Genomic DNA, 22917 nt, shown 5'->3' on the forward strand with positions numbered 1-22917 from the left:
AAAACGTAGGTCAGTTCTGATTTTGGGGGCCAGTATTTCTGGGGACGGTGCGCTGGGGCAGACTTTGGCCAAATTTATTTGGAGAGACGTCATGGTCACTACGTACCACACACCATCCCGCGCTGAACGAGCGGCCGCCGCCAGTGGTCGTGCCATCTTTGATAGCGGTCGTAGTTTTGGCTATATTTGGCCAAAACACGGAGAAGACCTCATGATTACCGTTGCCCTCGGTGAGGCAAAAAACAACCTGTCCAAACTGGTCGATGAAGCCGCCGCTGGCAAAATCATCACTATCGCCAAACATGGTCGCGCAATGGCGCAGCTCGTCCCGCTTGGTAAGTCCAAGGGCCGGCGAATTGGCGCAATGAAGGGCGAGTTGACCATTCCTGAAGACTTCGACGCCCCACTCCCCAGCGATCTTTTGGATGCCTTTGAGGGCAGTCATTCATGAGGCTACTGTTGGATACCCATATCCTGCTATGGGCACTCAACGATGACTCCAAACTGTCCGGTAAAGCCCGCAAGCTGATAGAAAACGCCGCCGAAATTTACGTCAGTGCGGCGACATTCTGGGAGATGGCAATCAAGGTTAGCTTGGGAAAGCTTGCTGTGGACTTAGATAAAATTCGCGACTACTGCCTGGAAAGTGGCTTCGTCGAATTACCCATCAGCCTGGAGCATGCCATTGCCGTCAGGGATCTTGAACATCATCACAAGGATCCCTTCGATCGGCTGATCATTGCAACAGCCATGACTGAGCCGATGAAGCTATTGACTGCTGACCCAGAAGTTGCCCAATACACATCCTTGGCCATCTTGGTGTAGGCACTGCCTTGGCAATGCACCTCAGTGTCAGAACAACCACTGCCCAATCAACCATGCATTCGCCCCACTGATCACCGCGAACAGAAACCACGCCAGCATCCGTGTGGGTAGCCGGTTGACGAACGGCCCCATCAATTGCTTGTCGCCGGTCATGCGGATCAGCGGGTACAGCGCAAAGGGCAACTGCAGGCTCAATACCACTTGGCTGAGAATCAGCAGCTTACCGATGGCATCGTCGCCCATCAGCCATACGCCAAGAAACGCCGGGATCAGCGCCAGCCCACGGGTAATCAGGCGCCGCTGCCAGCAGGGTATGCGCAGGTTGAGGTAACCCTCCATGATCACTTGCCCGGCAATGGTGCCGGTGAAGGTCGAGCTCTGGCCCGATGCCAGCAGGGCGATACCGAACAGGATGCTGGCGAAAGCACCGCCGACCAGGGGGTCGAGCAGATGATAGGCGTCCTGGATCTCCACCACATCGGTATGGCCGGTCTTGTAGAAGGCCGCTGCGGCCAGCACCAGGATCGCGGCGTTGACCAACAGCGCCAAGGCCAGGGAGCCGATGGTGTCGATACGCGCCAGCTTGACCGCGTCCTGCTTGCTCGCCAGGTCCTTGCCGATCAGGCGGGTCTGCACGATAGAGGTGTGCAGGTAGAGGTTATGGGGCATGACCGTAGCGCCGAGGATGCCGATCGCCAGGTACAACGGCGCCGCATCGCTGATGGCCGACAGTGACGGGGTAAACCCGCTGAGCACGTCGGGCCAGTAGGGTTTGATCAGCACCAGTTCGATGAAAAAGCACACGCCGATGGTGGCGACCAGCGCCAGCATGATCGCTTCGAGGCGGCGAAAACCACGATTTTGCAGGGCCAGGATCAACAGTGTGTCGAATGCCGTGATGACAATGCCGGTGGTCAGCGACACCCCCAGCAACAGGTGAAACGCCAGGGCGCAGCCGAGCACTTCGGCAAGGTCGGTGGCGATGATGGAGATTTCCGCCAACACCCACTGGGTACGAGCAGAGCGCTGGCTGTAGCGCTCACGGCACAATTGCGCCAGGTCCTTGCCGGTGGCGATGCCCAGCCGCGAACACAGGCACTGCACCGCCATCCCCGCCAGGCTGGCCAGCAGCACCACAAACAGCAGGCTGTAGCCGTAGCGTGAACCGGCTTCAATGGCCGTTGCCCAGTTGCCGGGGTCCATGTAGCCGATGGAGATCAACAGGCCGGGGCCAGCAAACATCAACACCCGTTTAAAAAACGAGGCCTTGGGATCAACAGCGACAGAGCCGGCCACTTCCGGCGGGCAGAACGGGGCGGTAGCGATTTTGGGCAGGCTGAATTTCACGCGGTATTCCAGGCAAATACACAAGACTTGGGCAGCAGCTTATCAGTCGGACGCGACCGTGCGCATCACCGTGTCCCGCGGCAGGTCAAACGCTTCCACCACTTGCACCACCAAGTCCAGTTCCTGGTTAAGCGCCTCGCGCTCCATGCGTTGGCGGATCACGCCGACCACCAGTACCGCCAAGGTGGTGATCGAATACGCCGGGCCGGAAAACGCCCGAACACCGCTGACCAGCAACATCGCCGCAGCCAGCGCCTGGCCCACCACCGGGATCGCCGTCGCCGCACCGCGCCGCAGGATAAACCCGGTCAGCCCGGCCAACGCCGTGCCGCTCAAGGCTGCGGTAGCCGAACGGCCTAAATCCAAGCGGTTGAACAACCCCTGCTCTTTTTGCGCAGCGGCCTGGAGCTCGGCCTCGAACGCCTGACGATCAGCGCGGCTGAGTTTGTCCTTGTACTGCTCGATCAGTGTTTCTGCGACCTGCCCTTCGATTTCTGCCAGCGCCACATGCTCAAGTGGTTGGTCGAACTTGATGCCAAGGCGTTGCGCCACATCTTCGGCAATCTGGCGATAGCCCACGCCATGGCCACGAGCCAGGTTCATAAAGCTGTCGCCGCCCATGCGCTGCAACTCAATGGCCAGTTTCAACGGTTCGCGCACACTGGCATCAATCGCAGCACTGCGCTTTTGCGCCATCAGTTCGGCAAGAAACTTCAGTTCCTCCGGCCGCGCTTGTACCAATGCCGGGTACAGGTCCACGTCCGCTTCGGCAAACCGCACGTCACTGCTGCGCGAGTCCACACGGATCATGCCGCGCCGCTCCTGCAGCAAATCGGTGTACTGCACCACCGTCTTCAACTGCGGCCAATAGGCGGCATGATCGAAGCTGGCCAGGTGCACATTGGTGACCTTGGCCTTGAGCGCGGGCGTCACTTCAATCGCATAGCGGCCGATGCAACGCTCGGTATCGGGCTTCATGGCCAGCGCCCAGTCCTTGCTCGAATGGCAGTTGATCAACCGCCCCTTGAGCGGCGCCGACACCTCGTCCCAGGGGCTCGAGGTACAGATCGCCCCGCCCATCAACAACAGGTTATTCAACGGCAGTTCGCGAGCGATCTCGGGGCTGGCCAGCAGGCTCTTGACCAGAATGCGCGCGCCCAGGGAATGGCCGATCAGGTTGATGCGCCGCACCGGCAGCGACTGGTTGTGCAGGTAACCGGCCAATTCTGGCAACAAAGTCTTGGCCACTTCATCCACCCGCGCCTCGACGCTTTTGTAATGGTCAAGGAAATAGGCAATGGCCTTGCCCACGCCCACCGTCGCCGCGCCCAGGCCGCCACCGCCGAGCAACGAGGCGAGCACGTCCTTGAACGGTGCAAACAGGTTTTCCAGAAAATGCCCCGCCGGCCAGAACAGCATCAGGTTGGTCGAGCCTTCGATAGCCGCCAACTGCTGCTTGAAATTGCCCAGTTGCTGGCGGTTAAAGAATGCCGAGTAACCGTGAACATAGAGATTGAGCACATCCCCCTGGGGCTCGCCACACAGGACGAACGTGGGCTTGCGGGTGCGGTGCATTTCATCCCACTGGTGTTGCATACGGCGGCGACTCCGGGTGACGGGATGGCAATAGTAACAAACAGAGACGATCAGCGCGGTGAACTATGCCCGTCAGTTAAGCGAACACAATGCTCAAGGCAATGAAGATCAAATGTGGGAGCTGGCTTGCCTGCGAAAGCGGTAATGCAGCAACAGATGCAGTGACTGACACACCGCTTTCGCGAGCAAGCCCGCTCCCACAGTTTGATCGCGGAGCGTCAGGTGGGAATGTGTCGTTTATCGGGCCGCCTTCGCAGCATAGGTATCTACACAACTTTGTGGGCTGTAGCAGCAGACGGTAACCACGATGCGAAGCGAGTCGCTCTTGATCTTGATCTTAAGCGCCCCGTCAAACCACGCTGGCCGGAATTCGACAGGGATTTGGGGGGTAAACCGGCAGGGATGCCGGTTTAGCCGCCCCGCGCCATGGATGGCGCGTGGCGGCGGCCCCCCAAATCACTGGCGGATTACGGGCACACCGAGCCTAGGCGAGGTGCCGAGTGGTGGGGCAAGAGCGCTTTGCTTACTTTTGCCTGGGCCGGCATTCCGGCTTTTCAAAAGTGAGCCGCTGTCAGAGCGGAACCCTAGGTGGCCGTTACCGCAGGAATGGATATGTACACGGTCCAACTGTATTGACTGTCAGGCCGCCATCGCAGGCAAGCCAGCTCCCACATTGAGTCTGCAGTTATCCGGTGGATACGGGACGATCAGCTTGGCGTCGGGGCACCACCCTGCCCAAACCGCCGAATCGCCAGGCAATACCCCACCAACGCCAACGCCGCCAGCAAACCGCCCGCCGCGCCGATCCAGGCAAAACCGAAGTGGCTGCCCACCCAACTGCCCATCAATGCACCACCGCCGATGCCGATGTTGTAGATCCCGGAAAACATCGCCATGGCCACATCGGTGGCGTCCGGTGCCAGCACCAGCACCTTGGACTGCATGGCCAGGCCAAAGCCCATGATCGCCATGCCCCAGAAAATGCTCAGCCCCACCAAGTAAGACTCGGCGCCACTCAACGGCAGCATCAGCGCCAGGCACGCGGCGAGGATAGACACCGCGCCGATCACGAACAGGTGGGGGTTGAAGCGATGCACCAGGCTGAACAACAACGAGCCGATGATGCCCGCACCACCGAACACCAACAGGATCAGGGTCACGGCACTGCCACCCAGGCCGGCGACGCCTTCGACGAAGGGTTCGATGTAGCTGTAGGCGGTGAATTGGGCGGTGACGGTCATCGCCGTCAGCACGTACAGCGCCACCAGCGCCGGACGCTTGAACAACAGCGGCAGGCTGCGCAGGGAGCCGGAGTTCTGGCTGGGCAGCAACGGCAAGGTGCGCGCCAGCCAGAACACCAGCGCGGCGGCGAACGCGGCGATCACCAAAAAGGTAGTGCGCCAGCCCATGGCCTCGCCCAACAGGCGGCCCAAGGGAATGCCCAGCACCATCGCCAGGGACGTGCCGGTGGCCAACAAGCCAAGGGCCTGCACTTGCTTGCCTTCCGGCGCCAGACGTACGGCCAGGGAAGCCGTGATCGACCAGAACAACGCATGGGCCAGGGCGATGCCGACCCGACTGACCATCAGCAAGCCGAAGCTGGTGGCGACGCTGGAGAGGATATGGCTGGCGATAAACAGACCGAACAGCACGATCAACAATTTGCGCCGTTCGACGTTGCGGGTCAGCAGCATCACCGGCAGCGAGGTCAGCGACACGATCCACGCATAAATGGTGAGCATCAGGCCGACGCTGGCCACGGGCATGTCAAAGCTGGCGCCGATGGCGCTGAGCAGCCCGACGGGGACGAATTCGGTGGTATTGAACACAAACGCGGCCAGCGCGAGGGCGATGACCGGTTGCCAGTTGGCTTGGGGGGTTGCGGCTGAAAGGCTCATTGACGGGCGCGGTACTCTGACGATGATCAAGCGGCCACCCAGGACAAGCGCCGCCGCCGAGCATTCTATAGGTTTCTCGCACCGCTGTTGCTGCGGATCGTCGCCCGACGACCTACGGCGAAGTCATGGTAATGATGTAGTTGCCTGACTGAATCAGCTTGCCGGCGCGGTCTACCAACACGTAACGCTGATCGTAATAGCGCCCCTCGCCGCTGTCCGCCACCAGCCGCACATGGGGTGCGTCGACACTGGCTACCGGCGCGACACTGCGCACCTCGATGCGGCTGCCACGACTGGATTGGGCACAGCTGCGCAGTTCCATCACCGAACCGTTGCGCGCATTTGTCGCACACCCCGACTCGACAATCGCGCCGCTGAACCTGATGGTGCCCTGCCCCACGGTCTGTGCGGCGCCGCAGGTACTTGCCCACAGGCCCAGGAGGCCAGTCATTACCGCTACACGATGAACGTTCATGCCGACACTCCTTCTTGGGTTAGTTAAGAAGTAAGTCGTCGGCACGCCGGTTAACTTGAGCTCATTTACCCACGAATGAGAGGTGCGTCACGGATCCACCTGCCCCATCAACTCAGGAATGCTCTCCGGCCGCTGGGCATAGCGTTGGGCCAGCGCCGCGCAGACCATCAACTGGATCTGGTGAAACAGCATCAACGGCAAAATCAACACGCCCATGCTTGCCCCGGCAAACAGCACCTGTGCCATCGGCACGCCGGTTGCCAGGCTTTTCTTCGAACCACAGAACAAGATGGTGATGCGGTCCTCCTGGTTAAAGCCAAACGCCTTGCCCAGCAGCGTGGATGCCACCAGCACCAGGGCCAGCAACACGCAGCAGGCCACCACCAACCCGCCCAATTGCCACAGCGGGATCTGGTGCCAGATACCTTCGTTGACCGCCTCGCTGAAAGCCCCGTAGACCACCAGCAGAATCGAACCTTGATCGACGAATTTGAGCCAGGCTTTGTTACGTCCGACCCAGCCACCGATCCAGCGGCTGGCGATCTGCCCGGCAATGAACGGCAGCAGCAACTGCACGCTGATTTTGACAATCGCGTCGATTGTGGAGCCGCCATCCCCGTGCACGTTGAGCAGCAGCGCTACCAGCAGCGGTGTCAGGAAGATGCCGAACAGACTGGACGCCGCCGCGCTGCAGATGGCCGCCGGGATATTGCCGCGGGCCAGGGACGTAAAGGCAATCGCCGATTGCACGGTGGCCGGCAAGGCGCAGAGGTAGAGCATGCCCATGTACAGCTCGTTGCCGATCAACGGCGACAGCAGCGGCTTGAGCGCCAGGCCCAGCAGCGGGAACAGCACGAAGGTCAGGCTGAACACCAGCAGATGCAGGCGCCAGTGGCCGGCACCGGCGACGATGGCCTTGCGCGACAGCTTGGCGCCATGCAGGAAAAACAGCAGCGCAATGGCCAGGTTGGTGACCCAGCCGAACGCCACGGCGGTCTGGCCGCTGGCGGGCAGCAGTGAGGCGAGGATCACGGTGGCGATCAGGGTGAGGGTGAAGTTGTCGGGCAGAAACCGGGGCCGGGTCATAAGCAATTCTTCCAGGGGTTGCCAAGAGCGTCGCGACGACTCTAACGTAACCACCTGTTACCGACTAACGCCAATGAGCCAGTAAATGCCGCCTAAAGGACATGAAAAAGCCGTTCGCCGCAGTGTTCCTGGGCTTTCCAGCCTGCCTAGGCCGGTGTACGGGCGCACTGAATCCTTGCCCAATCGGGCGCTGACGCGACGGCACAGTCATCCGTGGGTGCAGTTGTCCTACGCGATTTCCGGGGTATTGGAGATCCAGACCAGCGTCGGACGTTTCGTCGCACCACCCCAGCGCGCGGTGTGGATCCCGGCCGGCATGCCCCATCGGGTGTTCAGTTCGCCCCATACGGAAATGCGCAGCTTGTATCTTGATTGCAGCGTCACCGCCTGGGCCGCCGAACGTTGCCAAGTGCTGGAGGTGAGCAGTTTGTTGCGCGAGTTGATCCGCAACTTCAGCCAACTGCCGGTGGAATATACCGAGGACGGACCGGACGGACGCCTGGCCCAGGTGCTGCTCGACCAACTCGCCGCCGCGCCCCAGGTGGATTTGATGTTGCCGCTGCCTCACGACCCGCGGTTGCGGCAGATCTACCGCAGCCTGAACCTGCACCCCGAGCAACAGACTACGTTGGGCGAGTGGAGCCGCAAACTGGGGGTCAGCGAAAAGACTCTCAGCCGGGTGTTCCTGAGTGACACCGGGCTGACATTCCGCGCGTGGCGCCAGCGCCTGCGCCTGTTAAGCGCCCTGCCCGCCCTGGAACAAGGCGAGCGGGTGACGGATGTGGCATTGGGGTGTGGCTATGAGTCGACCTCAGCCTTTATCAATGCATTTCGTCAGCAGTTTGATTCCACCCCCGGTGAATTCTTCCGCTGACCCTTGCCCACGATGCAAATAATCCCCAAACCCACGCTCGGCTGGTATTGTGCCGCGCTTTGAAACACAGCAACCGACTGCGAGGAAATGGACGTTGAACACTGACGAAAAAATGACCGGGGACCTGTTCGAGCTTGATAAGCGCCTGTCACTCAAGCCCGTGGTGGACTTCAACGCCTACCTGCGCAGTGCCTTCGGCGACGGCCCTTGCACCTGCGTGCGCTGCACGGCCAGCGGTGGCGATGAAAGCGGCTACGAGTTCCAACACACCTTCACCTTCGAGGGTAAGCCCGTGCACCGCCGCTTCGCTTCGACGGCGGGCAGTGATGTGTTGATGGCGTTGAAAAAGGCCTGGTTGTCGTACACCAAGGCCGAGCTGCCGCTCAGTGGTGTGTTGGCGTTGGATACGGTGAAGGAATACGTCGAGCCGCAGCTGCACAAACGCCTGGCGCCGCTGTTTGTCGCCAGTGGGCTGGTCAAGGATGTGGACGGCGAACTGCGCATCCAGCCGCAAGCCATGGCCTGACACAGGCTAATGTTGGGGGGGAACACATCTTTCTAGGCAAAGAAGATCCAATGTGGGAGCTGGCTTGCCTGCGAAGGCGGCCTGCCAGCCGACCGGGATATTGGATTTGACCGAGTACATATCCATTATTTAGGTACCGGCCACTTAGGGTTCCGCCCTGACGGCGGCTCACTTTTGAAAAAGCGCAAAAGTAAGCAAAACGCTCTTGCCCCACCACTCGGCACCTCGCTTAGGCTCGGTGTGCCCGTAATCCGCCAGTGATTTGGGGGGCCGCCGCCACGCGCCATCCATGGCGCGGGGCGGCTAAACCGGCATCCCTGCCGGTTTACCCCCCAAATCCCTGTCGAATTCCGGCCAGCGTGGTTTAACGGGGCGCCTAAGATCAAAAGCAGATCAAGAGCGGCTCGCTTCGCATCGTTGTTACCGTCTGCGCCTACAGCAGCTCCCCCATTGGCCTAGAACCCGGGAACACCTTGTACGCGCAACTCAGGGGTCAGTTCGTCCAGCGGTTCGGTCAGCGGCCGGTCGCTCCCACCTGGCAGGAGGATCACCTTGCGGCATTCCTCTTCGGCTTTATCAAACAACTCATACCCCCGCGCCGCCTGCTCCAGAGGCAGCCTGTGAGTGATGATCGCCTCCGGGTGCAGATGCCCCAGCTCGATATGCTCCAAGAGCTCCGGTAAGAACCGCTGCACATGGGTCTGGCCCATCTTGAAAGTCAGGCCCTTGTCGAAGGCATCGCCAAACATAAAGCCATGGATAAACCCGGCATACACCCCGGCAACGCTCACCACGCCACCGCGGCGTACAGCGGCGATGCACTGGCGCAGGGCCTTGCCGCTGCTGCCCTCGATCTTGAGGGCCGTGAGCAGGGTTTCCGTGGTGCTGCCCTTGGCCTCGAAACCTACCGCGTCCACCACGCCATCGACGCCGCGCATGCCTGCGGTCTGGCGGATGATGGTGTCAGCCGGGTCCTCGTCTTCTTCGAAATTGATCGGGATCACGCCGTACATTTTCTGCGCGTAGGCCAAACGATACGGATGGTCGTCGACCATGAAGATCTGTTCGGCGCCCAGCATCTGCGCGCAGGCCGCACTGAGCAGGCCTACGGGCCCGGCGCCATAGATGGCCACGCTGGAGCCTTTGCCGATGCCGGCATTGGTCACTGCCTGCCAAGCGGTGGGCAGGATATCGGAGAGGAACAGCACCTTCTCATCCGCCAAGGTGCCGGGCACCTTGAACGGCCCGGTATTGGCCTTGGGCACCCGCACCCACTCCGCCTGGCCGCCGGGAATGCCGCCATACAGACGGCTGTAGCCGAACAGCGCGGCGCCCGGTGGGATGGCTTTTTTATTCAGGATCGCACCGCGCCCATCGTTGGTGGTTTCGCAGGCGGCGAATTGCTGCAGCTGGCAGAAAAAGCAATCGCCACAGGCAATCACAAACGGAATCACCACACGGTCGCCAGCTTGCACGGCGGTGACGGCCGGACCGGTTTCTTCGACGATGCCCATGAACTCATGGCCGAAGATATCGCCGTGCTCCACGGTCGGGATCTTGCCGCGATACAGGTGCAGGTCCGAGCCACAGATCGCGGTGGCGGTGACCCGCAGAATGATGTCGTCGGGTTGTTCAATGATCGGATCGGGCACGGTATCCACCTGCACCTTGTGTGCGCCCTGGTAAGTCATCGCTCGCATGCTCTGCGCTCCTGCCGTTGAGGGGTTACTAATTAAGGACAGAGCAGCCCCTCAGTGTTCCTTCGACGTAGAGCGACACCCGATCAATGGTCGCCACTCGTCTGGGCCAACAGCAGGTCGACTACCTGGCGCAAGCTGCCAAGCGCCTCGGCGCCGCTGGCCTGGGCCTGGGCCTGCCAGCGCAACTGCTCGGCCGCGCTATTGCCCCGTCTCAGCAAGGCATCCAGGATATCGAACAACAGCGGCTCGCCCATGGCCTCTGCGGTGGCGGCAAACGTCTGTCGGGCGCATTGCAGCCATTGCTCAGCGCTACCCAGGGTGCCGGTGTGGTCCAACGCAAAGGTACCAGCGGCCCCATAACGCTTGGCCTGCCAGCGATTCTCCTTGAGCAGCCAGCGCGCCTCGGCACTGAAACCGGCGCCAGGGCGCTGCATCGCGCAGGCATGGGTGACCATCACCCGAAACAGCGTGGCGAGGGCCAAGGCATCCTCCAGCCGTGGGCAGGCGTCGGTCATGCGCAGTTCCAGGGTGGGGTAACGCGCCGCCGGGCGAATGCCCCACCAGCCATTGCCATCGGCCTTGATCGCGCCGATGCGCTGTAACATGGCCAGGTAGCGCTGGTACTCGGCCCAGTCGGTGAAGTGTTCCGGCACGCCCATGCGGGGCCACTCGTCGCACGCGACCTGGCGGTAGCTCATAAAGCCGCTGGGCGCGCCATCCCAGAAGGGGGACGAGCAACTGAGCAGCAGCAACAACGGCAGCCACGGCGACACCTGATTCATCACCGCAATGCGGTCCAGCGTTTGCGGGACCTGCACATGCACATGCAGCCCGCACAACACACTGCGCCGCGCTACGTATTGAATATCGTCGAACAGTTGCCGGAAATGCGCCTGATCTGTCGGCTTTTGCCCACGCCAATCGGCCAGCGGGTGGCTGCCGGCGCACACCACACCGAGACCGAACTCAGCCAGGGATTGCGCCAGGTTGCCGCGTACAGTCGAGAAATAATCCGCCGCTTCGGCGCTTGAGGTAAACACCGGCGAGGCCGCCTCGATCTGCCCCTGGAACATCTCAAAGGAGAAGCCCGCGCCAATCGCTTCGCGGCAGGCCGCCAGCACCGCCGCAGACGGCTCGCCGACCATCTGACGGCTGTGCAGGTCGGTGATGAAGTATTCCTCTTCAATACCAAAGGTGAGCATCGGCATTCAGCGCAATCGGGTGACAGTCAGCGCGACCACGGCAATGCGCTCCACCTGCTCATAGCCTGGCTTTTCCAGTTCTTCACCGAAGACGTCCGGGTCCAGTTCGCGGTAGGTCCAGCCGAAGGCGTCGCTGCCCAGCAGCGGCTTGACTGCCTCCAGGAAGGGATCGCTGCCGGCCACCATCGCCACCCCGGTATACAGCAGCAAGCTACCGCCCAGGGCCAGGCGCCCGATGGATTCACTGACGATGCGCAGCGACAACTGCTCCCCCAGGGCGCCACCACCATGGCGATAGGCGCGCTGACGGTCATCTTTCATGTACGGCGGGTTGGCGACGATCAGGTCGAATTCGCCCTCCACACTGGCCAGCACGTCACTGTGGTAAACGCTGAGGTTATTCAGCCCGGCCAGTTCGGCATTCACTGCCGTCATGCGCAGGGCACGGGGGTTGATATCCACCGCCAACACCTGGGCGTCATGTCGGGCTTTGGCAATCATCAGCGCGCCGACACCGGCGCCACAGCCAATGTCCACAGCGCGCTTGAGGGGCTCGAAACGCTGTTGCAGGTAGGCTTCGATTACCTGGGCAAAGCGGTAGCTGTCGGGGCCGAAAAACACCGCGTCCGCCTGGTCGGTGGGATAAGGCGAATGGGCGAACAACAGATCATCGAGGCTCGACCAACGCACCGCGCTGCGCCATAGCGCGCCATGTTTTTCGATCACATCCGCTTGCTGCAACTCCTCACGCAAGGCCTCGGGCAACAGGCCTTGATCGAAGGGCATCGACCAACCGAACACATCGCGCAGCGTCATTGCCAGGGGCGTCGCCAGCCGCCGGTAGACACGCTCATGGGTCAAGGGCGTTGGCGTGATAAAGCGATAACCACCCTCCTTCAACCCCCGGCCCAAATTCAACAAGGCACGGTCAGCCAATTGTTGCGCAGACATAGGCACATTCCTTAGCGCAGGCGCGCACGCAGTTGGATAAAGCGGCGAGTGGCATACAGCCCGGCAGGCGTGCAGTGACGGCGTGCCGACAGCCATGGGATCAGCGCATTGAGCTGTTGCACATCGGGCAGGTTGCACAACGACTCCGCCAGGGCCTGGGTATCCGGGTCCGCTGGACGATGCTGCTCGCGGGAAAACCGGCTGCCGCGTCCCGGCCGTACGGGCGGCACGCGTTCGCTGGCCACCCATTCACCCGCAATCCAGTCATGGATCAGTTGTTTTTCATAACCGCTGAACACCCCGAACATCGCGGCGCCAGCACCCTCGATGAGTTGCCAGAAACGGCTGTTGGCGGGGTTCTGGTTGTGCTGGATCCAGCCCTTGTCTTCCAGGGCCTTGAGAAACGCGCCGATCTGCCCAGGCTGGGCCAGCCATTGGTTGACGGTCTGGCCTTCGAAGCGGCAATAGTCCGAATGCATGTGCTGGCCGAAGGCGCGCTTGCGCTCAAGCATCGCCACCACCTCGTCCTGCAAGTTGAACTGTTTGATGATAGACGTGGTACCGAGGCCCAGATCATTCAGACGGTAGCCTGCGGCCACACGGCGATAGAAGTCTACCCTGCCCTCGCCCAGCGGCAACAGGTTCAGCACCGATTGTGCGGCCTTGCAGGCGTGGCCACTGCTGGCATTGTCGATGGTGACATGCAGCGTGAAGTAATAAGGGTCGATGCCCAGCTCACTGAGTTCATAGGCGGTGATCAACAGGTGCAGCGGCAGCTGTTCATAGCCCAGGTTGAAGCCAATGACTTCCGGCAGGAACTCGTCGGCACACACACCCAGCGCCAGTTGCAGCGCGCCTTGCAGGTAATGGTCATCCTCAAGGCCGGCTTCGCTGTCGGCATCGTGTTCGCTGAGCAACTTGCGGTAGATCACCACATGGTTCTGCGCGGCTTCACCGTCGCCCAATTCTTCCAGGTAAGTGGTGAGCAGGCCGTCGAAGCGCTGGTCTTGCCAATAGCGCAGCAAGCCGTAGAGCCAGGCGCCGTCCACCTGTTTGGTCGGCGCCACGCACTGCAGGAAATACAACGCATGGGCCTTGTTCTGGAAATACCGCCGTGGCCCGCCTTGCCGGCGCTGCTCAAGGTAGTCGGCATAGGCCTGGGCCACCTCGGCGCAGCGCTGCTCGACCCAGGCCAGCAACTGTTCGGGCGCCTCTGGCAAGTCGCAATCGGTGGCTTCTACCAGAGCCAATTGATCGTGCAGGTATTCACGCGCCAGTTCGGTGGCGTCTTGGGTTTCGCCATGCAGTTGTTGGTACACCCGTTGATGGCGGCCCTGGGCCGAATCGGTGAGAGAGGCCGGCTGGCCAGACAGCGCTGTAAGGAGTGTCATGATGGCAGTTTCCGCAAAGTCCGTTACAACGGGCCTCCCACAAGGTGGCCCCGCAAGAGCGCTTGAAAAACATGCGCTTCTAAGATGCAGAACCTTGAGATGTGCGGAAAATTCAGATGGGATTGTTAACCTGGGGACAAGCGGTCGCGGTGTTATTGCGATGGGGGCATTGGGTCAATAGTCGTGCCCAACGCGATATGAGGAGAAATCAGGGATACTCTTGCCGAGCGTGCAACACGTTGACTATCTCGATGCGCTCTGCTGTTACTCGATACACCAGGACGTAATTGGGGTGAACGACGACCTCCCGAGTGCCGGGCACACGGCCGTTCGGATACAGGTAAGGATGCTCGGTCAGTGGCAGAGGCGCACCTTCAAGGCGTGTCTTGATACGGCGCGCAGCCCCAGGATTCTCTGCTGCAATGAAAGTAACGATATCAATCAGGTCGCTGATAGCCTCATCAAGCCAAACAACACTCAACATCAGGCTTTGACCCTCTGCTTGCGTTCTGCTTCAAGGATAATCGCCTCAACCCTCGCCATGACTTCGTCATGGGGTACACCAGGTCCGGGGTTGGCCAAGCTTTTTTCGACTTTGGCGCGAAACCAAAGATCATGGCTATTTGCCTGCTCCTCAGTTTCAAATTCGGAAACAATTGGGGAAAGTGGAACACCCATGAGATGACCTCCTGTATGAATGCTCAGCAGTTTAGTCCCAAGCTAGCAGGCTGTCTCGGACCACCAGATGAAATGCAGGTGGCCCACCCAAAAACAAAAAAACAACGGCACGCAAGCGTGCCGTTGTGTTCAGCTCATTCAGCGAAATTACTTACGCGCCGCCTCCCACTGCTTGAGCAGGTCGTTGTAGTTCACGGTTTCGCCCTTGGGCTTCTCGTTGGCCAGTTTCGGCTTCGGCGCGCCCGGCTGGTCGAACCAGTATTGCGCGTCACGCTCGGGGTTCATTTTCGGGCCGCACACCGGCTGCACCTTGGAGCGTTCCAGGCGCGTCATGATCGCATCCTGCTCCTTGGCCAGGTTGTCCAGCGCCTGTTGCGGGGTTTTCTCGCCGCTGGCCGCTGCGGCGATGTTGCTCCACCACAGTTGCGCCAGGCGTGGGTAGTCGGGCACGTTGGTACCGGTCGGCGACCACTCGGTGCGCGCCGGGCTGCGGTAGAACTCCACCAGGCCGCCGAGTTTGGGCGCCATGTCGGTCATGGCCTGGGAGTTGATATCGGACTCACGAATCGGCGTCAGGCCAACGATGGTTTTCTTCAGCGACACGGTTTTTGAGGTCACGAATTGCGCGTAGAGCCAGGCCGCGAGTTTCTGCTTCTCGGGTGTGGACTTGAGGAAGGTCCAGGAGCCTACGTCCTGATAGCCCTTCTTCATGCCCTTTTCCCAATACGGCCCGACCGGCGACGGTGCCATACGCCATTTCGGCGTACCGTCGGCATTCACGACCGGCAGGCCCGGCTTGACCATGTCGGCGGTAAACGCGGTGTACCAGAAGATCTGCTGGGCGATGTTGCCCTGGGACGGCACCGGGCCGGATTCGGAGAAGGTCATGCCCGCCGCTTCCGGAGGAGCGTAAGCTTTCATCCAGTCCACGTATTTCTGCGTGGCAAATACCGCCGCCGGGCCGTTGGTGTCGCCGCCACGGGTGACGCTGGAGCCCACCGGGTGGCAGTCCTCCACACGGATGCCCCACTCGTCCACCGGCAAGCCGTTGGGCAAGCCCTTGTCGCCGCCGCCGGCCATGGAGAACCAGGCGTCAGTGAAGCGCCAGCCCAGGGACGGGTCTTTCTTGCCGTAGTCCATGTGCCCATAAATGCGCTTGCCGTCGATCTCCTTGACGTCTTCGCTGAAGAACTTGGCGATGTCTTCATACGCCGACCAGTTCACCGGCACGCCCAGGTCGTAGCCGTATTTCTCCTTGAACTTGGCCTTCAACTCCGGCCGCTCGAACCAGTCAGCGCGGAACCAGTAGAGGTTGGCAAACTGCTGGTCGGGCAACTGGTAGATCTTGCCGTCCGGCGCGGTGGTGAACGACAGGCCGATAAAGTCCTTGAGATCCAGAGTAGGCGAGGTGAAGTCCTTGCCTTCGTTGGCCATCAGGTCGGTGATGGATTCGGTCTTGCCGTAGCGAAAGTGGGTACCGATCAAGTCGGAATCGTTGACCCAGCCGTCATAGATGTTCTTGTCGGACTGCATCTGGGTTTGCAGCTTCTCCACTACGTCGCCTTCCTGCAGCAGGTCGTGGGTCAGCTTGATGCCGGTGATTTCACTAAAGGCCTTGGCCAGCACCTTGGATTCGTACTCGTGGGTGGTGAGGGTTTCCGACACCACGTTGATCTTCATCCCACGGAACGGCTCCGACGCCTTGATAAACCACTTCAACTCCTCCAGCTGTTGGGCTTCGGTAAGGGTCGAGGGTTTGAACTCGCTGCCGATCCATTTTTTTGCGGCATCTTCATACGCATCGGCCCAGGCCGAAGCGCTCAAACCACTGAGGGCCAGTACGGCGGCCAATGAAATGCTATGTCGCAGCTTATTGTTTTTATTCAACATAGAGACCTCCAGGTTAATTTCAAACGGGGCTATCGGCAATCACCTCCCTTGTAGGAGCGAGCTTGCTCGCGAAGAACGCAAAGACACCGCGGGCTACCAGGAGCACTGCGTTATCGTTGACGATTTTCGCGAGCAAGCGCGCTCCTACAGGGGTGTGCACAGCTAGCCCCAACGCATCACACTCAACAGCCATACCAGGGAGAGCGCGGACGCCACCCAGATGCTCCAGTCGGTAACGCCAATGACCAGCAAATGCAGGTAGGCGCTGCCGAGCAGACCGATAAACAAGCGATCGCCACGGGTGGTGCTGATCGGCAGCAAACCGCGCCGCGGGATACTCGGGGAACGCAATTCCCAAGTGGTCATGCCCGCCAGAATCAGGGCAATACCGCCAAAGAACAGCGCTGTGGGGGTGGTCCAGGCCATCCATTCCATCATCGATTCCTCTAGACCCGGCCCAAGGCAAAGCCCTTGGCCACGTGGTTGCGAACAAACCAGATCACCAGCATGCCCGGCAGGATGGTCAACACCCCCGCCGCTGCCAGCACGCCCCAATCAATGCCAGAAGCCGACACCGTGCGGGTCATCACCGCTGCGATGGGCTTGGCGTTGACCGAGGTCAGCGTGCGCGCCAGCAGCAGTTCGACCCAGGAAAACATAAAACAGAAGAACGCCGTGACACCGATACCGGAGCCAATCAGCGGGATAAAAATCTTCACGAAGAACTTGGGAAAACTATAGCCGTCGATGTAGGCGGTTTCGTCGATTTCCTTCGGCACCCCGGACATGAAGCCTTCCAGGATCCATACCGCCAACGGCACGTTGAACAGGCAATGGGCCAGCGCCACGGCGATGTGCGTATCGAACAGGCCAATGGATGAATACAGCTGGAAGAACGGCAGCAGGAACACCGCCGGCGGTGCCATACGGTTGGTGAGCAGCCAGAAGAACAGGTGCTTGTCACCCAGGAAGCGGTAGCGCGAGAACGCATAGGCCGCCGGCAGCGCCACGCTCAAGGAGATCACCGTGTTGAGGCTCACGTAGTAGAGCGAGTTGAGGTAGCCGGTGTACCAGCTCGGGTCGGTGAAGATCACCTTGTAGTTGGCCAGGGTGAAATCCTGCGGAAACAGGGTCAGGCCGCCGAGGATTTCGGTGTTGCTCTTGAAGGACATGTTCAGCAGCCAGTAGATCGGCACCAGCAGGAACAGGATGTAAACCAGTAGTGGAATAAGCTTGCGCTTGCTCATGTTGGCGGCCTCAGCGGTTGGCGTCGGAATGGGTCATGGCGGTGTAGAACAGCCAGGACACCAACAGGATGATCAGGAAGTACACCAGGGAAAACGCCGCCGCCGGGCCCAGGTCGAATTGGCCGACGGCCATCTGGGTAAGCGTCTGGCTCAGGAAAGTGGTGGCATTACCCGGTCCGCCGCCGGTGAGCACGAAGGGTTCGGTGTAGATCATGAAGCTGTCCATGAACCGCAGCATCACCGCAATCAGCAGCACGCTTTTCATCTTCGGCAACTGGATATGTCGGAACACCGCCCAGGCCGATGCACGATCAATCCGCGCGGCCTGGTAGTACACGTCCGGAATCGCGCGCAAGCCGGAGTAGCACAGCAGCGCCACCAATGAGGTCCAGTGCCACACATCCATCACCAACACGGTGACCCAGGCGTCCATGGTGTTGGCCGCGTAGTTGTAGCTGATGCCCATGGCGTTGAGGGTCGAGCCCAGCAGGCCGATGTCGGCACGGCCAAAAATCTGCCAGATGGTGCCGACCACGTTCCACGGAATCAGCAACGGAATGGCGAGAATGATCAGCACCAGCGAGGACCAGCGGCCCTTGGTGGGCATGGTCAGGGCGATGGCGATGCCCAATGGGATCTCAATCAATAGCACGCAGGCCGAGTAGATGAACTGGCGCAGCAGCGAGTCGTGCAGGCGCGGGTCGAGCAGCACCTGCTTGTACCAGTCGGCCCCGACAAAATAGCGGCTGGACTGGTCGAAAATGTCCTGCACCGAATAGTTGACCACGGTCATCATCGGGATCACCGCACTGAACGCCACCAGCAGGAACACCGGCAACACCAGCCACCAGGCCTTGTTGTTCTGCACCTTGTTCATGGCGCCACCTCCAGCAGGTAATCGTCGGCGTAGAGCATCAGCCATTGCGCGGGGAAGCTGATGGAAGCCTTGCCTTCCGGCACCGGCTTGTCCTCGGCCAGCCGCACCTTGAGGGTGGCGCCGTCGAGGTTGAGGGTCATGATCTTGTAGGTGCCGAGGTCTTCCACATGGACGACGTCGGCTTGCAGGGCGTCAGGGTTGTACTCGTCCCACACGTGGATAAATTCCGGGCGGATACCAACCTGGAGCTTTTTGTAGTCGGTGGCGTTGAGACGTTGCTGCAACGCTTCGGACAGTGGCAACAGGGTAGTGGCGAACCCTACACCGCCAGCCTTGGCCTGCACCTCGATCAGATTCATCCCAGGGCTACCGATGAAATAACCGACAAAGGTGTGGCTGGGCCGTTCGAACAATTCACGCGGCGTACCGAACTGCACGATTTGCCCGCCGTACATCACCGCGATCTTGTCGGCGAAGGTGGAGGCTTCCAGTTGATCGTGGGTAACGTAGACCATGGTGATATTGAACTGCTCATGGATCTGCTTGAGCTTGCGCCGCAGTTTCCACTTCAGGTGCGGGTCGATCACCGTCAGCGGCTCATCGAACAGAATCGCCGACACGTCATCGCGCACAAGGCCACGGCCCATGGAGACTTTCTGTTTTTCGTCGGCGGTGAGGTTGCGAGCTTTTTTGCTCAGCAGGTTTTGCAGGTCGAGGACTTCGGCGATCTCCTGCACCTTGCTGTGAATTTTCGCTTCGGCCATGCCCTGGTTGCGTAGCGGGAACGCCAGGTTGTCGAACACCGTCATGGTGTCGTACACCACCGGGAACTGGAACACCTGGGCGATATTGCGCTTCTCCGGGGTAAGGTCGTTGACCACTTGGGTATCGAACAGCACCTGGCCTTCGGACGGGCTGAGCAGGCCGGAAATGATATTGAGCAGCGTGGACTTGCCGCAGCCTGACGGCCCGAGCAAGGCGTAGGCACCGCCCTGCTCCCACACATGGTTCATTTCCCGAATGGCGTAGTCTTCTGGCCCAGCGGGCGTAGGGCTGTAGCTATGGGCCAGGTTGCGCAAATGGATCTCGGCCATCAGGCAACCCTCGCGACACGGCGCCCGGGGGCCTGGACCAAGCGGCCCTGACCATCGAACACAAACAGTTTATGGGTGGGGATATACACGCGGATCGGCGCGTCGACATCGTACTCATGCACCCCCGGCAGGTGCAGCACCAGCAGGAAGTGCTCACTGCGCACATGCAGGAAGGTTTCCGAGCCGCTGATTTCGGCGACTTCCACGGTCACCGCCAGCTCCAGGTCATCATCGTTGCTGGGCACCAGGCTGATATGACTGGGGCGCACGCCAAAGCGGAAATCGCCTTCGCCGATGGGCCGCAGGTCAACATTGAGTGGGAAATGCACGAAATTGGCGAAGCTCACTTCGTTACCGCTGATGCGCCCTGGCATCAGGTTGATCGGCGGCTCGGAGAACAGCTCAGCGGCGAGCACGGTTTGCGGCTGGTGGTAGACCTCGGCGGCCTTGCCGCTCTGTATCACTCGCCCCTCGTGAAGGATGGTGGTGGTGCCACCCAAGGCCAGGGCTTCGTTGGGCTCGGTGGTGGCATAAATGGCGATGGTGTGGCGCGCCTTGAACAGTTCGCGCATTTCCTGACGCAGCTCTTCGCGCAGTTTGTAGTCCAGGTTGACCAGCGGCTCATCGAACAGAATCAGTTCGGCGTCCTTCACCAAGGCGCGGGCCATGGCGGTGCGTTGCTGCTGGCCACCGGACAGCTCCAGGGGGTGGCGCTGCAGGAATTTCTCGATGCGCAGCATCTTCGCGGTTTCCAGCACCTTGCTCTGGATCACCTCCTGGGACACACCGGCCTGGCGCAACGGCGAGGCGATGTTCTCGAACACGGTCATGGTCGGGTAGTTGATGAACTGCTGGTAGACCATCGACACATTGCGCAGGCGTACCGGCTTTTGCGTGACATCCACACCGTTCATCAGGATGCGACCGCTGTCGGGCTTGTCCAGGCCGGCCATCAGGCGCATCAGGCTGGTCTTACCCGACAGGGTGCGACCGAGCAGGACGTTGAAAGAACCGGCTTCGAACCGCAGGTTGGCGTCGTCGATCCAGGTTTGGCCGTCTACAACGCGGGAGACATGTTCCAGGGTCAATGACATGACACGACCTTTTTTATTATTGGAATGAATCTGGTCCGTTGTCAGAGCGAGTTTCGTGCCAAAACCGCAAGCGCTTGATGTGTAAGGAAATGGGTGAATCATGATGTTCAGGAGTGAACAATCCGGCTGAACAACTGAACACTGCCGGGGTTGACAATGAACAGTTGTGAACAACACTTTATGCGCGACGAAGATCAAATGTGGGAGCGGGCTTGCCCGCGATGGCGGTGCACCAGTTTGTAGATGCTGTGCCTGACCCATTGCCATCGCGGGCAAGCCCGCTCCCACATTGTTCGATGTCTGACGTTAGATGGCGCAAGACCCGACAACAATAATAAAGAAGGTCGCACGATGGCCGAACCCTTGACCCACGACACCCTTATCCAGGAATCCTGGCGCCGTTGCCGCGCCTACGGCCTGGACCACCAGAGCGCCCCCAGCTTTGACCAACTGCCCGCCGAGGGCATTCGCCAACTCCTGGAAAGTCAACATTCCCTGGTGCAGACCACCCATCAGGAAGTGTTGCCCTACTACGAGAACATCCTCAGCAATTCCAATTGCCTGATCATGCTGGCCGACAATCAGGGCCAGGTGCTGACCTCGTGGGGTACCCAGCGGTTTATCGAACCCACGCTGGCCCGTGGCTTCAGCCCCGGCGCCAGCTGGATAGAGCGCGCCAGCGGCACCAATGCCATCGGCACCGCGCTGGCCTGCGCCCAGGCCGTGCATATTGAACACGATGAACACTTCCTCAAGGCCAACCGCTTCATGACCGGTTCCGCGGCGCCGATTTTTGACGCCCAGCGCGAAATCATCGCCGTGCTGGACGTGTCCAGCGACAGTTACCTGCCGCCCTCACACACCTTGGGCATGGTCAAGATGATGAGCCAGACCGTGGAGAACCGGCTGATCCTCAACCTGTTTCGCGGCGAACATTTCCAACTGACCTTCAACACCGGCCTGAGCAACCTCGACAGCCAATGGGCCGGCCTGCTGATCTTTGATGAAAGCGGCCAGGTGCTGTCGGCCAATCGGCGCGCAGATAATCTGCTGGGCATCAGCCTGTCGCGGGTGATGATCGACAGCCTGTTCAAGGTCTCGCTGCTGGAGTTGCTCAACCAACCGGAAGGGCTGCCCTTCGCCTTGCAAGCGGCGGGACGCAATCGGTTCCAGTGCCTGTTGAAGCGGCCCAAGCAGATGCCGGTGCAGGCGCGGGTGTTCAGCCAGCCGCCGCCAGCACCGACGTCGATCAACCTTAAGACCCTGCATTTTGGCGATGTGCGCGTGGAAAAAGCCGTGCGCCAGGCCGAGCGCCTGCTGGAAAAAGACATTCCGTTGTTGATTCACGGCGAGACCGGCGTGGGCAAAGAGGTGTTCGTCAAAGCCCTGCACCAGGCCAGTTCCCGCAGCCGACAGGCGTTGATCGCGGTGAACTGTGCGGCGATCCCCGCAGAGCTGGTGGAATCGGAACTGTTCGGCTACGAAAAAGGCGCCTTCACCGGCGCCAACCAGAAAGGCAGCATCGGCCTGATCCGCAAGGCGGACAAGGGCACGCTGTTTCTCGACGAGATCGGCGATATGCCGCTGCCGACCCAGGCCCGCCTGTTACGGGTGCTGCAAGAACGATGCGTGCAGCCGGTGGGCAGCAGCGAGGTGTTCCCGGTGGATTTGCGCATCATCTCGGCGACCAACCGCGCACTGCGCGAACTCGTGCAGGCCGGACGCTTTCGCGAAGACTTGTACTACCGCATCGGCGGCCTGACCCTGGAACTGCCGCCACTGCGCGAGCGTACCGACAAGCAGGCGCTGTTCCAGCAACTGTGGCAGCAACACCGCGAGCCGACGCAATGGGCCGGGCTGAGTGCCGAGGTGCTGAGGCTATTTGAGCAACACCCGTGGCCGGGGAATTTACGCCAGGTGAGCAGCGTGTTGCAGGTGGCGTTGGCAATGGCCGAAGAGCAGCCGATCCGCGCAGAGCACCTGCCCGATGATTTTTTTGTGGATTTGCAGGCGACGGTGCCGCAGTCCAAACCCGAACACCTGAATGAACGCCTTGACCTGAACCAGCGCCTGGAAGCCGTGGGCGGGAACATCTCCCACCTGGCGCGGGAGTTAGGAGTGAGCCGCAACACACTGTACAAGCGCCTGCGCCAGCACGACGGCTGA

Annotated in this window: 22 protein-coding genes; 5 read left to right on the top strand and 17 right to left on the bottom strand. The window is 60.6% G+C overall.

All coding sequences use genetic code 11. The features are described 5' to 3' along the window. Positions 1 to 91: 91 nt before the first annotated feature. Both V8689_RS16375 and V8689_RS16380 read left to right on the top strand, forming a co-directional pair. Positions 92 to 451 (top strand): type II toxin-antitoxin system Phd/YefM family antitoxin, encoded by a 360-nt coding sequence (locus V8689_RS16375; protein ID WP_223816927.1) that lies wholly within the window; start codon positions 92 to 94, stop codon positions 449 to 451. Next, the gene (locus V8689_RS16380; protein WP_056783781.1) at positions 448 to 825 is read left to right on the top strand and encodes a type II toxin-antitoxin system VapC family toxin; all 378 of its coding nucleotides are present in this window, start codon (positions 448 to 450) and stop codon (positions 823 to 825) included. The genes V8689_RS16375 and V8689_RS16380 overlap by 4 nt, the downstream gene beginning before the upstream one ends. Before the next feature lie 27 nt (positions 826 to 852). On the opposite strand, the gene V8689_RS16385 is transcribed toward V8689_RS16380, so the two are convergent. The 5 genes from V8689_RS16385 to V8689_RS16405 form a co-directional block, all read right to left on the bottom strand. After that, entirely contained in the window at positions 853 to 2172 is a 1320-nt protein-coding gene (locus V8689_RS16385; protein ID WP_056783778.1) for an Nramp family divalent metal transporter, read from the bottom strand. A gap of 42 nt (positions 2173 to 2214) precedes the next feature. After that, on the bottom strand, positions 2215 to 3768 hold the full coding sequence (locus V8689_RS16390; RefSeq protein ID WP_056783776.1) for a DUF726 domain-containing protein: 1554 nt from the start codon (positions 3766 to 3768) through the stop codon (positions 2215 to 2217). Between the two features lie 707 nt (positions 3769 to 4475). Next, positions 4476 to 5666, bottom strand: coding sequence for a sugar transporter (locus V8689_RS16395; protein ID WP_056783773.1), 1191 nt, complete (start codon positions 5664 to 5666; stop codon positions 4476 to 4478). A 112-nt stretch (positions 5667 to 5778) separates the two neighbouring features. Continuing rightward, entirely contained in the window at positions 5779 to 6141 is a 363-nt protein-coding gene (locus V8689_RS16400) for a type 1 fimbrial protein (protein ID WP_056783770.1), read from the bottom strand. 87 nt (positions 6142 to 6228) lie between these two features. Then, positions 6229 to 7227: a bile acid:sodium symporter family protein gene (locus V8689_RS16405; protein WP_056783768.1), complete on the bottom strand. Its 999-nt coding sequence runs from the start codon at positions 7225 to 7227 to the stop codon at positions 6229 to 6231. An 85-nt stretch (positions 7228 to 7312) separates the two neighbouring features. Between V8689_RS16405 and V8689_RS16410 the strand changes: the two genes are divergently transcribed. Next, a complete protein-coding gene (locus V8689_RS16410) occupies positions 7313 to 8101 on the top strand; it encodes an AraC family transcriptional regulator (protein ID WP_032896737.1) in 789 nt (262 codons plus the stop codon). Between the two features lie 94 nt (positions 8102 to 8195). Then, positions 8196 to 8627: a hypothetical protein gene (locus tag V8689_RS16415; RefSeq protein WP_434520573.1), complete on the top strand. Its 432-nt coding sequence runs from the start codon at positions 8196 to 8198 to the stop codon at positions 8625 to 8627. 455 nt (positions 8628 to 9082) lie between these two features. On the opposite strand, the gene V8689_RS16420 is transcribed toward V8689_RS16415, so the two are convergent. The 12 genes from V8689_RS16420 to V8689_RS16475 form a co-directional block, all read right to left on the bottom strand. Continuing rightward, a complete protein-coding gene (locus V8689_RS16420) occupies positions 9083 to 10327 on the bottom strand; it encodes a zinc-dependent alcohol dehydrogenase (RefSeq protein ID WP_032896734.1) in 1245 nt (414 codons plus the stop codon). An 83-nt stretch (positions 10328 to 10410) separates the two neighbouring features. Further along, positions 10411 to 11529 carry a carboxylate-amine ligase gene (locus V8689_RS16425; protein WP_056783905.1) on the bottom strand — a complete coding sequence of 373 codons (1119 nt, stop codon included), beginning with the start codon at positions 11527 to 11529 and terminating at the stop codon, positions 10411 to 10413. A 6-nt stretch (positions 11530 to 11535) separates the two neighbouring features. Next, the gene (locus V8689_RS16430; protein ID WP_056783763.1) at positions 11536 to 12480 is read right to left on the bottom strand and encodes a N5-glutamine methyltransferase family protein; all 945 of its coding nucleotides are present in this window, start codon (positions 12478 to 12480) and stop codon (positions 11536 to 11538) included. 11 nt (positions 12481 to 12491) lie between these two features. Then, the gene (locus V8689_RS16435) at positions 12492 to 13871 is read right to left on the bottom strand and encodes an iron-containing redox enzyme family protein (RefSeq protein ID WP_056783760.1); all 1380 of its coding nucleotides are present in this window, start codon (positions 13869 to 13871) and stop codon (positions 12492 to 12494) included. Between the two features lie 208 nt (positions 13872 to 14079). Continuing rightward, complete coding sequence (locus V8689_RS16440; RefSeq protein ID WP_044273978.1) at positions 14080 to 14355, bottom strand: type II toxin-antitoxin system RelE/ParE family toxin; 276 nt, start codon at positions 14353 to 14355, stop codon at positions 14080 to 14082. Beyond that, the gene (relB, locus tag V8689_RS16445; protein ID WP_020303079.1) at positions 14355 to 14549 is read right to left on the bottom strand and encodes a type II toxin-antitoxin system RelB family antitoxin; all 195 of its coding nucleotides are present in this window, start codon (positions 14547 to 14549) and stop codon (positions 14355 to 14357) included. The genes V8689_RS16440 and relB overlap by 1 nt, the downstream gene beginning before the upstream one ends. 147 nt (positions 14550 to 14696) lie before the next feature. After that, positions 14697 to 16439: an ABC transporter substrate-binding protein gene (locus V8689_RS16450; protein WP_003192009.1), complete on the bottom strand. Its 1743-nt coding sequence runs from the start codon at positions 16437 to 16439 to the stop codon at positions 14697 to 14699. Positions 16440 to 16601: 162 nt separating this feature from the next. Next, positions 16602 to 16874 (bottom strand): DUF2160 domain-containing protein, encoded by a 273-nt coding sequence (locus tag V8689_RS16455; RefSeq protein ID WP_014718862.1) that lies wholly within the window; start codon positions 16872 to 16874, stop codon positions 16602 to 16604. Between the two features lie 11 nt (positions 16875 to 16885). After that, complete coding sequence (locus tag V8689_RS16460) at positions 16886 to 17686, bottom strand: carbohydrate ABC transporter permease (protein ID WP_003192012.1); 801 nt, start codon at positions 17684 to 17686, stop codon at positions 16886 to 16888. Positions 17687 to 17696: 10 nt separating this feature from the next. Beyond that, complete coding sequence (locus V8689_RS16465; protein WP_005789024.1) at positions 17697 to 18563, bottom strand: carbohydrate ABC transporter permease; 867 nt, start codon at positions 18561 to 18563, stop codon at positions 17697 to 17699. Beyond that, a complete protein-coding gene (locus V8689_RS16470; RefSeq protein WP_056783757.1) occupies positions 18560 to 19657 on the bottom strand; it encodes an ABC transporter ATP-binding protein in 1098 nt (365 codons plus the stop codon). The genes V8689_RS16465 and V8689_RS16470 overlap by 4 nt, the downstream gene beginning before the upstream one ends. Beyond that, positions 19657 to 20751, bottom strand: coding sequence for an ABC transporter ATP-binding protein (locus V8689_RS16475; RefSeq protein WP_056783754.1), 1095 nt, complete (start codon positions 20749 to 20751; stop codon positions 19657 to 19659). The genes V8689_RS16470 and V8689_RS16475 overlap by 1 nt, the downstream gene beginning before the upstream one ends. A 351-nt stretch (positions 20752 to 21102) precedes the next feature. Between V8689_RS16475 and V8689_RS16480 the strand changes: the two genes are divergently transcribed. Next, positions 21103 to 22917: a sigma-54-dependent Fis family transcriptional regulator gene (locus V8689_RS16480; RefSeq protein WP_056783751.1), complete on the top strand. Its 1815-nt coding sequence runs from the start codon at positions 21103 to 21105 to the stop codon at positions 22915 to 22917.

Origin of the sequence: Pseudomonas sp. AK181 (genome assembly GCF_051122975.1) — a bacterium.
GTDB classification, from domain to species: Bacteria; Pseudomonadota; Gammaproteobacteria; order Pseudomonadales; family Pseudomonadaceae; genus Aquipseudomonas; species Aquipseudomonas lactis.